Consider the following 13,045-nt stretch of genomic DNA (forward strand, 5'->3'; position numbering starts at 1 on the left):
AGTCGAGAAGTGGACACCCTGACCCGACGCAGGTTCCTGCTCACCAGCGGGGTGGTCGGCGCGGGCGCGCTGGCCGCCGGTGCCGGCGCGTACGGCCTGCGGGACCTCCTGGACACCGCCGGAGACCGTGATCCGCAGTCCCGCACGCTGGTGCTGGTCACCCTCTACGGCGGCAACGACGGCCTGAACACCGTCATCCCGTACGGCGACCCGGCCTACCGGGCGGCCCGCCCGGAGCTGGCGTACCCCGACGGCGAGGTGCGGCGGCTCGACGACGACTTCGCCCTCAACCCGGCGCTGGCCGGGCTGCACCAGCGCTGGTCGGGCGGTGGGCTCGCGATCGTGCGCGGGGTCGGCTACCCGAAGCCGGACCGCAGCCACTTCCGGTCGATGGACATCTGGCACACGGCGCAGCCCGACCGGCCGGGCAACACCGGCTGGCTCGGCCGCTGGCTGGACGGGACGGGCGGCGACCCCCGGCTGGCCGTGTCGTTCGAGCCGGCGTTGCCGCCGCTGCTGGCCGGGGCGCGCAGCGCGGGCGCTGCCGTGCCGGTGACCGACCGCAAGGCCACCAAGGGCCTGCCGGCGGAGACGCTCACCGCGTTCGAAGCGGCCGAGCCGGGTGAGTCAGCCGCACGGGCGAGAGCCGCCGCCTGCTTCGCCGACCTGCGGTCGGTGGACGAGATGATCCACCAGGTACGCGACTCCGCCGCCACGGAGGCGGACGACCCGGACGGCGAGCAGGCGCCCGCCACGGCCACCGGCGGGGCACGAACCCCGCTGGACGCCCAACTGGACCTGGTCGCGCAGTGTGTCGAGGCGAACGTGTCCACGCGGGTCTTCTCGGTGTCGCTGGGCGGCTTCGACACGCACGCCGACGAGAAGCAGTTGCAGGCCGTCCTGCTGGGGCAGGTGGACCGGGCGTTGACCGCGTTCGCCGACCGGATGAGTCGCACCGAGGCGGGCCGCAAGGTGGTGGTGGCGGTCTACTCCGAGTTCGGCCGCCGGGTGAAGGCCAACGCCTCGGACGGCACCGACCACGGCACCGCCTCCGACATGCTGCTGCTCGGCGCGGGAGTGCGCGGCGGCTGGCACGGGGACGCGCCCAGCCTCACCGACCTCGACGATGGCGACCTGAAATACACCACGGACTTCCGGGACGTCTACGCCACGCTGCTGGAACGGGTCCTGGACACCGACCCGGGGCCGGTGCTGGCCGACTGGCGGGGACGCCTCGACAAGCTGTTCTAGTCGTCCTCTTCCGGGTCCTGGTTGGCCTCCGCGCCCAGCACGAACGCCTGCATGGCGAGTTCGTCGCCGGCCGGTGACACGAACGCCGGCAGCTCGCGCGGCCCCAACTCCTGCACGTACGACCAGAACAGACGCACCGCCTCGGCCGGCGTGCCGGCCTCGATCGGCAGGTCGAGGCTGACCAGCCAGGTGCGCCGCGCCGGGGGCGGGCCGAGCCGGTCGGCCAACGCCCGGAAGGCGGCCGGCTCCAGTGCGGTGACCGGCCCGTCGAGGGTGAGCAGGTCGGTCGGCACCGGCTCGTCGAAGGCCCTGCGGGTGTACGTCACGACGAGCGTCCCCGGCTCGATGTCGGACTGCGGATCGTCCGGATCCTCGGAGTGCCGCTGCGTCGGCGCGGTGACCCGGCCGAGGGCCACCAGTCGCGGCGGCGCGTCGGCCAGCACCGCCACCCGGTCACCGGGGCCGGGACGACCGACGTCGGTCAGCCCGGTCAGCTCCAGCGAGTCGTGGTGCACGAGCCGCTCTGCCTCGTAGCGCTCCGGGGGCAGCAGCACGGCCCAGGTGCCCGGCCCGTCGGTGTTGCCGGCCGCACCGGCCCGGTACGCGGTCTCGGTCGTCATGCCTGCCATCCCATCACGCCGCCGGTCAGCGGGTGACGTGACAGCCGACGATGTGATCGTCGACCATCCCGGTGGCCTGCATGAGGGCGTACGCGGTGGTGGGGCCGACGAACCGGAAGCCGCGCTTCTTGAGCGCCTTGGCCATCGCCGTCGACTCCGGGGTGATCGGCGCCAGCTCGGCGAACGAGGCGGGGCGGGCCGGCCGGCGCTCCGGAGCGAACGACCAGAGCAGCGTGGACAGCCCGTCGGGCAGTTCCAGGGCGGCGCGGGCGTTGGCGATCGCCGCCTCGATCTTGGCCCGGTTGCGGACGATGCCGGCGTCGGCGAGCAGCCGGGTCACGTCGGCCTCGCCGTAGCCGGCCACGGTGGCGAGGTGGAACTCGTCGAAGGCCAACCGGAACGCCGGGCGTTTGCGCAGGATGGTCAGCCAGGACAGGCCGGACTGGAACGCCTCCAGGGTCATCCGCTCGTAGAGTGCGTCGTCGCCGCGCAGCGGCCGCCCCCACTCGGTGTCGTGGTAGACGGCGTAGTCCGGGGTGCTCGCCCCCCAGGCGCAGCGGGCCAGCCCGTCGGCGCCGATCACCAGGTCACTCACGTCGCACACGCTAGGCCATCGCACCGACAGCCCATTGCCACCTGCCGCTCCACTGCCTATCGTGCTTGTTACCGACCGGTAGGTCGGGGTCACCCAGCGGGGCGTCCCCGGCCGACGACGGCGAGTGGAGGCGGCGCGATGAAGGAATTTCCGGACGTCATCGCCTGGTCGATCCCGGCCTTCCTGCTGCTCATCGTGCTGGAACGGGTCTCCTACCTGCTGCACCGCGACGACGACGAGGTCGGCTACGGCGGCGCGGACACCGCGACGAGCCTGGCGATGGGGCTCGGCAGCGTCTTCACGGACCTGCTCTGGAAGGTGCCGATCGCCGCCGCGTACGCGCTGCTCTACGCGCTCACCCCGCTGCGGATCGCCGACATCTGGTGGAGTTGGCCGCTGATCCTGCTGGCGCAGGACTTCTGCTACTACTGGTCACACCGGGGCCACCACGTCATCCGGATCCTCTGGGCCTCGCACGTGGTGCACCACTCGTCGCAGCGGTTCAACCTCTCCACCGCGCTGCGGCAGCCGTGGACCGGGCTGACCAGTTGGGTCTTCTACGTCCCGCTGATCCTGGCCGGCGTACACCCGGCGGTCGTCGCGTTCTGCGGTTCGGTCAACCTGCTCTACCAGTTCTGGATCCACACCGAGCGCATCGAGAAGATGCCACGCTGGTACGAGTTCGTCTTCAACACCCCGTCGCACCATCGCGTCCACCACGCCTCCCAGGGCGGCTACCTGGACCGCAACTTCGGCGGCATCCTGATCGCCTGGGACCGGCTGTTCGGCTCCTTCGCGGCGGAGCGGGAGCGCTGCGTCTACGGCCTGACCAAGAACGTGGGCAGTTACAACCCGGTGCGCGTGGCCTTCCACGAGTACGTCTCGATCGCCCGGGACCTGCGCGCCGCCGGGACGTGGCGGCACCGCCTGGGGCATCTCCTCCGCGCGCCGGGCTGGCAGCCGGCGCCGGGCGTGGTCAGGGCAGTCGGCCCTGCTCGACCAGACGGGCGAACCTCTTCAGCGCCTGGGTGAGGCCCAGCTTGGAGCCGGGCCAGAGCACCGGCCACGCCAGCCGGCCGGCCCGGCCGCCCGGCAGGTGGAACCACTCGTGCCAGACGACCTGGGTGCGGGCCTCGCCGAGTGCGGTGCACCGCAGGACACCCGGGCCGCGTAGCACCTGGCCGTGGTGCACGACGCCGATCTCGTACGGCTCGTCGACCCGGACCACCCGCATCTCGTCGCGCAGTGTCGCCCGGCCGAGCGCGGTCACCGCCTCGATCCGGCTGCCCTCGCGCCCGTCGCCCTCGACGACCCGGACCTGCGTGAACGGGATCCAGTCCGACTGTCGTTCCCAGGCGAGCAACGCGGCGAAGACCCGGGCCGCCGGAGCGTTGACGATGACGGTGGCGGTCACCTCACCGGCACCGGGTTGCGCCGCCTCCTGAAGATCGTCGGCGCCCTCCGGACCGGTCACGCCGACTCCGACCGGACCACCGCGCCGTGCTGCCCGGCGCCACCGGCCCGCTGGTCAGCGGCCGGCTCGTCAGCGGCCGGCTCGTCAGCGGCCGGCTCGTCAGCGGCCGGCTCGCGGTCAGTCGGTTCGCCGTCCGCCGGCTTGTGGGCGGTTGGCTCGCTGTCGGTAGGCGTGCGGTCGGTCGGCTCGCTGTCCCCCGGTGCGACGCCGTCCGAATCGGCAGCCGACGAGGTGGGAGCGGGCACGGCGTCGGCCGGCGATCCGTCCGCATCCGACTCCGCGGTGGCCGCGGCCGGCACCGCCGTCGCGGCCTGCTCGCGGGCCTGGCGCAGCGCGTCCGCGTCGTCGATGCGGCCCTCACGCAACGCGATGACCTCCGACTCCAGCACGCCGATCAGCTCGGACTTGTAGCCGATGTCGTAGGCGGCACGGCGCATCGCCTGGTCGACCTGGGCCATCCGGTACCCGCGCAAACCGGTGTCGAACCGGACCGCGCCAACATCGGATTCCCGCAGTGGTCGGGTGCCGGGCAGCGGGATGGCCTGCGAATCCGGTTCGGTCGGCGCGAGGCCGGGATCCCGGCCACTGACCAACACCGTCACGCCGAAAACGACCGCCGCGACCGTCAATGCCACGACCAGGAGGAGCAGAAGCTGACCCATGCACTGATCGTGGCACGACAGGCGGCTGGGAGCGACCCCACCACCCCGATCGCGATCGACGCCCACGCCCGCCCCGCGCACCGGCCGGCCGACCCGCTAGCGTCGGTGGCGGCCGGAGCGGCGGCGACGGTGCGGACAGTCGGGAGGCGTGATGGCCGGGGCACTTCGGCTTGGTGGGCGGACGTTCGCCCCGGGTGAGCTGGTGGTGATGGCCATCGTCAACCGCACACCGGACTCGTTCTTCGACCGGGGCGCCACCTTCGCCGCCGACAGCGCGCTGCGTGCCGTCGAGCGGGCGGTCGACGAGGGCGCGGCGATCATCGACATCGGCGGGGTCAAGGCGGGACCGGGCGCCGAGGTGGACGTGGCGGAGGAGATCCGCCGCACCGTGGACACCATCGCCGCCGTACGGGCCGCGTTCCCGGAGGTGGTGATCTCCATCGACACCTGGCGTGCCGAGGTGGCGACGGAGGCCGTGGCAGCCGGCGCGGACCTGCTCAACGACACCTGGTCGGGCGCCGACCCGGCGCTCGCCCGGGTCGCGGCGAGCACCGGCGCCGGCCTGGTCTGCTCGCACGCCGGCGGGCTGGTCCCCCGGACCCGGCCGCACCGGGCCGCCTTCGACGACGTGGTCGCCGACGTGGTCGAGACGGTTACCGGGCTCGCCGAGCGCGCGGTGGCGGCGGGGGTACGCCCCGACGGCATCCTCATCGACCCGGCGCACGACTTCGGCAAGAACACCCGGCACTCCCTGGAGATCACCCGCCGGTTGGACGAGCTGACCGCGACCGGCTGGCCGGTGCTGGTGGCGCTCTCCAACAAGGACTTCGTCGGCGAGACGCTGGACCTGCCGGTGGCCGAGCGGCTGGAGGGCACGCTCGCCGCGACGGCGGTCTCCGCCTGGTTGGGCGCTCGGGTGTTCCGGGCCCACCAGGTCGGGCCCACCCGTCGGGTGCTGGACATGGTCGCCTCGATCCGCGGCGACCGACCGCCCGCGGCGACCCGGCGGGGTCTGGCCTGAGTCGTCCGGTCGGTGCGGCGACCACCGTGAACGGTCGGCGGAGCGGCACGATCGCCGGAGGACGGGGCGCTCAGGTCCAGCGCAGGATGTTCCTACGCCAGGCGTAGAGGATGCCGAGGGCGAGCACCGCCACGAACACCGCCATCTCCACCACCGTGACCAGGCCGAAGCCCGGCCGGTCGAAGACCACCGCCCACGGGAAGAGGAACACCGCCTCGACCGCGAACAGCACGTACAGGTACGCGTACACGTAGTAGCGGATCTGCATCTGCGCCCAGTCGGCGCCGACCGGGTCGAGCCCGCACTCGTAGCTGGTCCGCTTGCCGAACGGGTCGGCCGGACGGGCGGGACGTAACACCCGGTTGGCCGAGAACGCCGTCACAAAGAACAGGACACTGGCGAGCAGCAAGAGCCCGAGCGTCGCGTACGAGCCCAGGTAACCGGTCACATCGGGAGCCTACCGCCCAGACGGACAGGCCGTCCCAAACACGTTACGGATTTGTTTCCGCGTGGGACTAGTGCACTGAGACAACTGTTACGAACATTGGACTTCCACCCATGGCACCGGAGGACAGATGGCCCGCGTGAAGGTATCGCCCGAACGCCGGGCTGCGGGGCGACATCCCGCGCCCCTGCTGGCGGCGTCGCTCGCGCTCGGGCTGCTCGCGGCGCTCGCGGGCGCTCCGGCCCTCGCCAGCGCGGCGGTGCCGCACACCCACCCGATCGCCGCCGTGACGGAGTCGGCGCCCGATCCCGATCCGGACCCGGAGACCACCCCGGCCCAGGAGCCCACCCCCACCGAGGATCCGGGCGGCGATCCCGCACCTACCGACCCGGCCCCGGAGACCACCGCGCCGCCGCCGGAGACGACGCCCCCGGCGCCTCCGCCGACCACCCCGCCGAACGTGCCGCCGCCCACCACCACCGCTCCCGCACCGGGGGGCAGCACGCGACCACCGACGCCCGGGCCGCCGCCTCCCCCGGTTCAGCCGCCCGCGCCGGGTGGCACGCCGGCGCCGGTGCCGAGCCCGCTCGGCGTGCAGGTGACCACCGAGGACGTCACCCTGCCCGAGGCGTACTGGAACGCGGCCAGCACCACCACCACGCTGCGGGTCACCGTGGCGAACACCGGCACCGCAGCGCAGCGCGTCCGGCTCTCGTACACCCTGCCGGCCGGGCTGAGCGACGCCGGAACGAAGGGGTGCGCCGCAGCGGGCGGCGACGCGTACCAGTGCGGTGCCTGGACGGCCGAGGCGGGCGTCCGGTTCAGCAGCCTGATCCGGCTGCGGGTCGCCGGCGACGCCTGGGAGCGGATGCCGCTCAGTGGCTCCGTGCGGGTCGTCGCGGACGCGCCGGGGGTGTCCGGCGAGGTGGCCGACGACCAGGGCTTCGCGGTGCTGTTCCCACCCGGCCCGCCGGTGCCCGGCATCTCGCTGGCCGCCGACGAGGTCGCGTTCGACATCAGCGGCGCGGCGAGCACCCTCGCGGTGCGGCTGGTCAACACCGGCACGGTGGACGCCGCCGGCCTGGTGGAGGTGATCCTGCCGGCCGGGGTGAACGTGCCGACCCCACCGGCGGGTTGCCTGCCGGTCGAGGCGTCCCGCACCCGGTGCGACGCGGGCCTGCTGTCGGCCGGCGAGACCCGCGAGCTGCGGCTGCCGGTGGAGGCGACTCCGCAGGCCCAGCGGGAGGCGCCGCTGTCCGGAGCGGTGATCGGTCAACTCGACCCGCGCAACGGCGCGACCCGGCGGGTGCAGATGAGCTTCCGCATCACCGCGGCCGCCGCGATGGCCACGCCTGTCGTCTCGCCGCCCGCGCCGACCGGCTCGCAGGGCGTACTCCCGGCGGGCGCGACCACCGACGACGACGGCGGCATGTCCTCGGTGCAGCGGACCGCGGTCATCCTGATCGCGGTCTCCGCGCTGCTGGTGGTGCTGGCCCTCACGCTGGCGACCACCTCGCTGCGCCGCCGCCTCGGCGGGCCGCCGGCAGAGCCCACGGCTCCGCCCACCGAATGACCGATCGACGACCCTGGCCGTCCCCGGCCGGGGTCGCGGCCGGCCGGGGACGGTGATCTGAATTACGGCGGCCAGGGCGAAACCCCGCAAACTTGGGCAAATATCGGGTCGATCGGGTCTCAGTCGGCGGACCTCCGGGGAGGGTCGGGGGTCCGTTCGACGTAGGCTCTGGGGGAGGAACGACAGCGCTTGCGGGCCCGCAGTCGCGAACGAAGGTGGCACAGTGACCAAGCAGATCCGTCAACTCGACCGGGTGGTCATCCGGTTCGCCGGCGACTCCGGCGACGGCATGCAGTTGACCGGCGACCGGTTCACCTCCGAGACGGCGCAGCTCGGCAACGACATCTCCACGCTGCCGAACTTCCCCGCTGAGATCCGGGCTCCCGCCGGCACCCTGCCCGGTGTGTCGAGCTTCCAGGTGCACTTCGCCGACTACGACATCCTCACGCCGGGCGACGCGCCGAACGTGCTGGTGGCGATGAACCCGGCCGCGCTCAAGGCCAACCTGGCCGACCTGCCGCGCGGCGCGGACATCATCGTCAACACCGACGAGTTCACCCGGCGCAACCTGGCCAAGGTCGGCTACCAGACCAGCCCGCTGGACGACGACTCGTTGGCCGGCTACGTCGTGCACCCGGTGGCGCTGACGTCGATGACGGTCGGGGCGCTCGCCGCGTACGAGGTGTCCAAGAAGGACGCCGAGCGGTCGAAGAACATGTTCGCCCTCGGTCTGCTCTCCTGGATGTACTCCCGGCCGTACGAGTCGACCCTGCGCTTTCTGGAGCGCAAGTTCGCGGCCCGTCCCGAGCTGGTCGCCGCGAACGTGGCCGCCTTCAAGGCCGGCTGGAACTTCGGCGAGACCACCGAGGACTTCGCGGTCCGCTACGAGGTCAAGCCGGCGAAGATGCATCCCGGCACCTACCGCAACATCACCGGCAACGCCGCGCTCTCGCTGGGCCTGGTCGCCGCCGGGGTGCGCTCGGGGTTGCCGGTCTTCCTCGGGGCGTACCCGATCACTCCGGCGTCGGACATCCTGCACGAGCTGAGCAAGCACAAGCGCTTCGGCGTGCTGACCATGCAGGCCGAGGACGAGATCGCCGCGGTCGGCGCGGCGCTGGGCGCGTCCTATGGCGGGTCGCTCGGGGTGACCACCACCAGCGGGCCGGGTGTGGCGCTCAAGAGCGAGACGATCTCCCTGGCGGTGGCGTTGGAGTTGCCGTTGGTGATCGTGGACGTGCAGCGGGCCGGGCCGTCGACGGGCATGCCGACCAAGACCGAGCAGGCCGATCTCAACATGGCGCTGTACGGCAGGCACGGCGAGGCGCCGGTCGCGGTGATCGCGCCCAAGTCGCCGTCGGACTGTTTCTTCGCGGCGTTGGAGGCGGCGCGGATCGCGTTGACCTACCGCACGCCGGTGATCCTGCTGTCGGACAACTACGTGGCCAACGGTTCCGAGCCGTGGCTGCTGCCCGACGTGGAGTCGCTGCCCGACCTGCGGGTCGAGTTCGCCACCAGGCCCAACGGCGACGACGGCACGACCTTCCTGCCGTACCTGCGTGACCCGGAGACCCTGGCCCGGCCGTGGGCGATCCCCGGCACCCCGGGGCTGGAGCACCGCATCGGTGGGCTGGAGAAGGCCGACAAGACCGGTGACATCTCGTACGACCCGGCGAACCACGACTTCATGGTCCGCACCCGGGCGGCCCGGATCGAGACGATCCCGGTGCCGGACATCGAGGTGGAGGACCCGGACGGCGACGCGCGGGTGCTGGTGCTCGGCTGGGGCTCGACGTACGGGCCGATCGGCGCCGCCTGCCGTGGCGTCCGCCAGCGCGGGCTGTCCATCGCCCAGGCGCACCTGCGGCACCTGGCCCCGATGCCGGCCAACCTCGGTGAGGTGCTGCGCTCCTACGACAAGGTGGTCATCCCGGAGATGAACCTGGGCCAGCTGGCCCACGTCATCCGGGCCCGCTACCTGGTCGACGCGATCAGCTACAACCAGGTCCGCGGCCTGCCGTTCACGGCCGCCGAGCTGGAGACGACGCTGGAAGAGGTCCTGAAGAATGTCTGAGCCCGTCGCCCTCAAGCTCACCGCGAAGGACTTCAAGTCCGACCAGGAGGTGCGCTGGTGCCCCGGCTGCGGTGACTACGCGATCCTGGCGGCCATCCAGCAGTTCATGCCGGAGCTGAACATCCCCCGCGAGCGGACGGTGTTCGTCTCCGGGATCGGCTGCTCGTCCCGCTTCCCGTACTACATGAACACGTACGGGATGCACTCGATCCACGGCCGCGCCCCGGCGATCGCGACCGGCCTGTCGGTGTCCCGGCCGGACCTGTCGGTCTGGGTGGTCACCGGTGACGGCGACGCGCTGTCCATCGGCGGCAACCACCTGATCCACGCGCTGCGCCGCAACGTCAACCTCAAGATCCTGCTGTTCAACAACCGGATCTACGGCCTGACGAAGGGTCAGTACTCGCCCACCTCCGAGGTCGGCAAGGTCACCAAGTCGACCCCGGCCGGCTCGGCCGACGCACCGTTCAACCCGCTCTCGCTCGCGCTCGGCGCGGAGGCCAGCTTCGTCGGTCGGACCATCGACTCGGACCGCAAGCACCTGCAGTCGGTGCTGCGGGCCGCCGCCGAGCACGAGGGTTCGGCCTTCGTGGAGATCTACCAGAACTGCAACATCTTCAACGATGGGGCGTTCGAACAGCTCAAGGACCCGTCCACCCGGGACGACTACCTGATCCGCCTCGAACACGGGCAGCCGATCACCTTCGGCGCGGACGGGCGGTTCTGCGTGGTGCACCCGCCGGGCGCGTTCGGCCTGGAGGTCCGGGAGACCGCCTCGGTCCGCCCGGAGGAGATCGTCGTGCACGACGCGACGGTGACCGACCCCGCGTACGCCTTCGCGCTGTCCCGGCTGCCCGGCCTGGACCTGCGCAACACCCCGATCGGGGTGTTCCGGTCGGTGGACCGGCCGTCCTACGACAGCGTGGTCCAGGGCCAGCTCGCGGCGGCGAAGGCGACTGTCACCGAGACCCCCGAGCAGCAGCTCGCCGGCCTGCTGGGCAGTGGCGACACCTGGACGATCCTCTGATTCGGCGTACCTGACGAGAGCGGCCGTCCCCAGTTCGGGGGCGGCCGCTCTCGTCGTTCCGGCGTTGCTTCAGCGCTGGGCGGAGGCCGGCAGCCAGAGGTTGTCGATCTCCTTCTCGGTCGCCGCGAGGCTCGCCTCGTGCAGCGGGATCAGCTCGGCCATCGCCGGCACCGACGGGGCCAGGGTCAGCTCGGTGCTGATGAAACGCGGCTCCAGGCCGGTCATCGACAGGCCGTGCGGGAGCCACTGCTCCGCGTGGTCCCAGCCGTGTCGCGGGGTGCCCTCGCCGTAGCCGCCACCCCGGGTGGCCAGCACCACGAACTCGCGGCCGCTGAGCAGGCCCTCCTGCGTCGTCGGGTCGTAGGTGAGGCCGGCGACGATCAGGTGGTCGACCCAGGACTTCACGCTGCTCGGCGCCCCGTAGTTGTAGAGCGGCAGCCCGAGCAGCACCACGTCGGCCTGCTTCACCTCGTCGACCAACCGCACGCTGAGCTCCCAGGACTCGCGCTGGGCCGGAGTGTGCTGCTCCGGCGGCGTCATCCGCGCCAGCCCGCCCTCCGAGTCCAGGTGCGGCAGCGGCTCGGCGCCCAGGTCACGGTAGGTCACCGTGCCGTCGGGGTGTGCCGCGCGCCAGGCCGCGGCGGCACGGGCGGTGAGCCGCCGACTGACCGACCAGTCACCCCGGATGCTCGAATCGATATGCAGCAGGTTCATGATTTCTCCTCCAAGGATCGTCTGTGTAGCGCCAACTATTTATAGCAGGCAGATGTTCCGACGGCTCGGTAGACTGGGTCACATGTCCGCCCTACCGCTGGATCCCTCGGAGCACCGCTCAGGAGCCCTGCTGGATCACCTGGCGCGGCGGATGCGACTGCGGGCCGAGTCGGTGCTCGCGCCACTGGGCCTGCGGCCCCGACACCTGGTCGCGCTCACGGTGCTGCGCGCGGGCGGCGGCACCAGCCAGCAGGCGCTCGCCAGCACCCTGGAGATGGACAGCACCAACATCGTCGGGCTGCTCAACGATCTCGAGGCGAAAGACCTGGTCGAGCGGCGACGGTCACCCCAGGACCGCCGCCGACACGTCGTCGAACTCACCGAAGATGGTGCGAAACGCCTCAAAGAGGCGGAATGCGCCCTCGCGGGCGCCGAGGACGAGGTGTTCGGGGCGCTGGAGCCGGCCGAGCGGGAAACGCTCTACGAGCTGCTCAGGCGGGCCGCCACCACGACACCGATCAGCTGCGGCGAAGCGCTCATCGAGGAGCCCGACGCCTGCTGACGTGCCAGCGTCAGACAGTCGCCGTGGACTGCGGGCGGTCGTCGCGGACGTGCACCAGCATGTCGCCGGTCTCGATCACCGCACCGGCCCGGTCGGCCAGGGTGACCACCTTGCCGCGTCGCACCAGGGCGATCACGAGGGAATCCAGCTCGCGCGGCGAGCGACCCACCTCGTCCCGCTCCGCCGAGCGCATCGCCAGCGCCATGCCCTGCCCGGGCGTGAGCAGGTCCTCCACCACGTCGATCAACGGCGGCGCCGAGGTGGACAGGCCGAGCAGCCGGCCGGCGGTCGCCGAGGAGACGATGACGTGGTGCGCGCCGCTCTGCTTGAGCAGCGGGGCGTTCTCCGCCTCCCGTGCCGCCGCGATGATCCGGACCTGCCCGGCGGTGAGCTGCCGTACGGTCAGCGCCACCAGCACCGAGGCATCGTCACTGTCGGTCGCGATGATCACTGCCTTCGCGTTGCGCACGTGCGCCTCGTTCAGCACCGACGACCGCGTCGCCGACCCCTCGATCGCCACCAGCCCGGCCGACGTGGCCTGCCGCAGGGCGGCGCTGCTGCGCTCCACCACCACGATCCTCGACTTGTCCAGGCCGTTCTCCATCAGGGCGTTGACCGCACTGCGGCCCTTGGTGCCGTAGCCGCAGATGATGACGTGGTCCTTCACGACTCTCCTCCACCGCGACAGGCGACGGCCGGTCCGGTACTGCTCGGTCAGGACTTCGAGGGTGGTGCCGACCAGGATGATCAGGAAGAGCACCCGGGCCGGGGTGACGAACAGGACGTTGACCAGCCGGGCCGACGGCGCGGCCGGGGTGATGTCCCCGTAACCGGTCGTGGAGAGCGAGACGACCGCGTAGTAGAAGCAGTCGAGCAGGGTGAGGCCGTCCTCGTTGACGTCGCGGTAGCCGTCCCGGTCCAGATAGACCGCCGCCACCACGGCGAAGACCAGACCCAGGGCGGCCGCGAGCCGAAGGCTCAGCGCGCTCAGCGGGCCCCGGCGCTGCGCGGGAAAATGGATCACCGTCGA

General features: G+C 72.1%; 14 protein-coding genes. 7 read left to right on the plus strand and 7 right to left on the minus strand.

Annotated elements, in window-relative coordinates:
- Nucleotides 1-9 precede the first annotated feature (9 nt).
- A complete protein-coding gene (locus tag ACLQ27_RS29235; protein ID WP_357573394.1) occupies nucleotides 10-1,251 on the plus strand; it encodes a DUF1501 domain-containing protein in 1,242 nt (413 codons plus the stop codon).
- Here ACLQ27_RS29235 and ACLQ27_RS29240 read toward each other — a convergent pair.
- Both ACLQ27_RS29240 and ACLQ27_RS29245 read right to left on the minus strand, forming a co-directional pair.
- Nucleotides 1,248-1,871, minus strand: a complete 624-nt coding sequence (locus ACLQ27_RS29240) for a hypothetical protein (protein WP_357573395.1) — start codon at nucleotides 1,869-1,871, stop codon at nucleotides 1,248-1,250. The genes ACLQ27_RS29235 and ACLQ27_RS29240 overlap by 4 nt on opposite strands.
- A 25-nt stretch (nucleotides 1,872-1,896) precedes the next feature.
- The gene (locus ACLQ27_RS29245; protein ID WP_357490725.1) at nucleotides 1,897-2,466 is read right to left on the minus strand and encodes a DNA-3-methyladenine glycosylase I; all 570 of its coding nucleotides are present in this window, start codon (nucleotides 2,464-2,466) and stop codon (nucleotides 1,897-1,899) included.
- Between the two features lie 138 nt (nucleotides 2,467-2,604).
- On the opposite strand from ACLQ27_RS29245, the gene ACLQ27_RS29250 reads away from it, so the two are divergent.
- A complete protein-coding gene (locus ACLQ27_RS29250; protein ID WP_357573396.1) occupies nucleotides 2,605-3,498 on the plus strand; it encodes a sterol desaturase family protein in 894 nt (297 codons plus the stop codon).
- Here the strand turns inward: ACLQ27_RS29250 and ACLQ27_RS29255 are convergent.
- Nucleotides 3,443-3,940: an SRPBCC family protein gene (locus ACLQ27_RS29255; RefSeq protein WP_357573397.1), complete on the minus strand. Its 498-nt coding sequence runs from the start codon at nucleotides 3,938-3,940 to the stop codon at nucleotides 3,443-3,445. The genes ACLQ27_RS29250 and ACLQ27_RS29255 overlap by 56 nt on opposite strands.
- Complete coding sequence (locus ACLQ27_RS29260; protein WP_425869750.1) at nucleotides 3,937-4,602, minus strand: DivIVA domain-containing protein; 666 nt, start codon at nucleotides 4,600-4,602, stop codon at nucleotides 3,937-3,939. Before ACLQ27_RS29260 ends, ACLQ27_RS29255 begins: the two co-directional genes overlap by 4 nt.
- A gap of 151 nt (nucleotides 4,603-4,753) precedes the next feature.
- On the opposite strand from ACLQ27_RS29260, the gene folP reads away from it, so the two are divergent.
- The gene (gene folP / locus ACLQ27_RS29265; RefSeq protein WP_357573399.1) at nucleotides 4,754-5,623 is read left to right on the plus strand and encodes a dihydropteroate synthase; all 870 of its coding nucleotides are present in this window, start codon (nucleotides 4,754-4,756) and stop codon (nucleotides 5,621-5,623) included.
- Nucleotides 5,624-5,693: 70 nt separating this feature from the next.
- Here folP and ndhC read toward each other — a convergent pair whose 3' ends face one another.
- Nucleotides 5,694-6,071 carry an NADH-quinone oxidoreductase subunit A gene (ndhC, locus tag ACLQ27_RS29270; protein ID WP_234584320.1) on the minus strand — a complete coding sequence of 126 codons (378 nt, stop codon included), beginning with the start codon at nucleotides 6,069-6,071 and terminating at the stop codon, nucleotides 5,694-5,696.
- A gap of 127 nt (nucleotides 6,072-6,198) precedes the next feature.
- Here ndhC and ACLQ27_RS29275 point away from each other — a divergent pair, with 127 nt between their 5' ends.
- The 3 genes from ACLQ27_RS29275 (at nucleotide 6,199) to ACLQ27_RS29285 (ending at nucleotide 10,739) form a co-directional block, all read left to right on the plus strand.
- The gene (locus tag ACLQ27_RS29275) at nucleotides 6,199-7,641 is read left to right on the plus strand and encodes a hypothetical protein (RefSeq protein ID WP_357573400.1); all 1,443 of its coding nucleotides are present in this window, start codon (nucleotides 6,199-6,201) and stop codon (nucleotides 7,639-7,641) included.
- Nucleotides 7,642-7,864: 223 nt separating this feature from the next.
- Nucleotides 7,865-9,712: a 2-oxoacid:acceptor oxidoreductase subunit alpha gene (locus tag ACLQ27_RS29280; protein WP_357490735.1), complete on the plus strand. Its 1,848-nt coding sequence runs from the start codon at nucleotides 7,865-7,867 to the stop codon at nucleotides 9,710-9,712.
- A complete protein-coding gene (locus ACLQ27_RS29285; RefSeq protein WP_357490737.1) occupies nucleotides 9,705-10,739 on the plus strand; it encodes a 2-oxoacid:ferredoxin oxidoreductase subunit beta in 1,035 nt (344 codons plus the stop codon). The genes ACLQ27_RS29280 and ACLQ27_RS29285 overlap by 8 nt, the downstream gene beginning before the upstream one ends.
- Before the next feature lie 69 nt (nucleotides 10,740-10,808).
- On the opposite strand, the gene ACLQ27_RS29290 is transcribed toward ACLQ27_RS29285, so the two are convergent.
- Entirely contained in the window at nucleotides 10,809-11,453 is a 645-nt protein-coding gene (locus tag ACLQ27_RS29290; protein WP_234584316.1) for an FMN-dependent NADH-azoreductase, read from the minus strand.
- Nucleotides 11,454-11,535: 82 nt separating this feature from the next.
- Here ACLQ27_RS29290 and ACLQ27_RS29295 point away from each other — a divergent pair, with 82 nt between their 5' ends.
- The gene (locus ACLQ27_RS29295; RefSeq protein WP_234584315.1) at nucleotides 11,536-12,015 is read left to right on the plus strand and encodes a MarR family winged helix-turn-helix transcriptional regulator; all 480 of its coding nucleotides are present in this window, start codon (nucleotides 11,536-11,538) and stop codon (nucleotides 12,013-12,015) included.
- 10 nt (nucleotides 12,016-12,025) lie between these two features.
- Here the strand turns inward: ACLQ27_RS29295 and ACLQ27_RS29300 are convergent, their stop codons facing one another.
- A complete protein-coding gene (locus tag ACLQ27_RS29300; protein ID WP_357490741.1) occupies nucleotides 12,026-13,039 on the minus strand; it encodes a potassium channel family protein in 1,014 nt (337 codons plus the stop codon).
- Nucleotides 13,040-13,045: the final 6 nt, after the last annotated feature.

Source organism: Micromonospora sp. DT63 (assembly GCF_049841615.1).
Taxonomy (GTDB): Bacteria; Actinomycetota; Actinomycetes; order Mycobacteriales; family Micromonosporaceae; genus Micromonospora.

Excerpts from the sequence above, each read along its gene's own strand:
- ACLQ27_RS29240 (WP_357573395.1), bottom strand. The coding sequence starts at position 1,871 with ATGACGACCGAGACCGCGTACCGGGCCGGTGCGGCCGGCAACACCGAC.
- ACLQ27_RS29250 (WP_357573396.1), top strand. The coding sequence starts at position 2,605 with ATGAAGGAATTTCCGGACGTCATCGCCTGGTCGATCCCGGCCTTCCTG.
- ACLQ27_RS29260 (WP_425869750.1), bottom strand. The coding sequence starts at position 4,602 with ATGGGTCAGCTTCTGCTCCTCCTGGTCGTGGCATTGACGGTCGCGGCG.
- folP (WP_357573399.1), top strand. The coding sequence starts at position 4,754 with ATGGCCGGGGCACTTCGGCTTGGTGGGCGGACGTTCGCCCCGGGTGAG.
- ACLQ27_RS29275 (WP_357573400.1), top strand. The coding sequence starts at position 6,199 with ATGGCCCGCGTGAAGGTATCGCCCGAACGCCGGGCTGCGGGGCGACAT.
- ACLQ27_RS29285 (WP_357490737.1), top strand. The coding sequence starts at position 9,705 with ATGTCTGAGCCCGTCGCCCTCAAGCTCACCGCGAAGGACTTCAAGTCC.
- ACLQ27_RS29290 (WP_234584316.1), bottom strand. The coding sequence starts at position 11,453 with ATGAACCTGCTGCATATCGATTCGAGCATCCGGGGTGACTGGTCGGTC.
- ACLQ27_RS29295 (WP_234584315.1), top strand. The coding sequence starts at position 11,536 with ATGTCCGCCCTACCGCTGGATCCCTCGGAGCACCGCTCAGGAGCCCTG.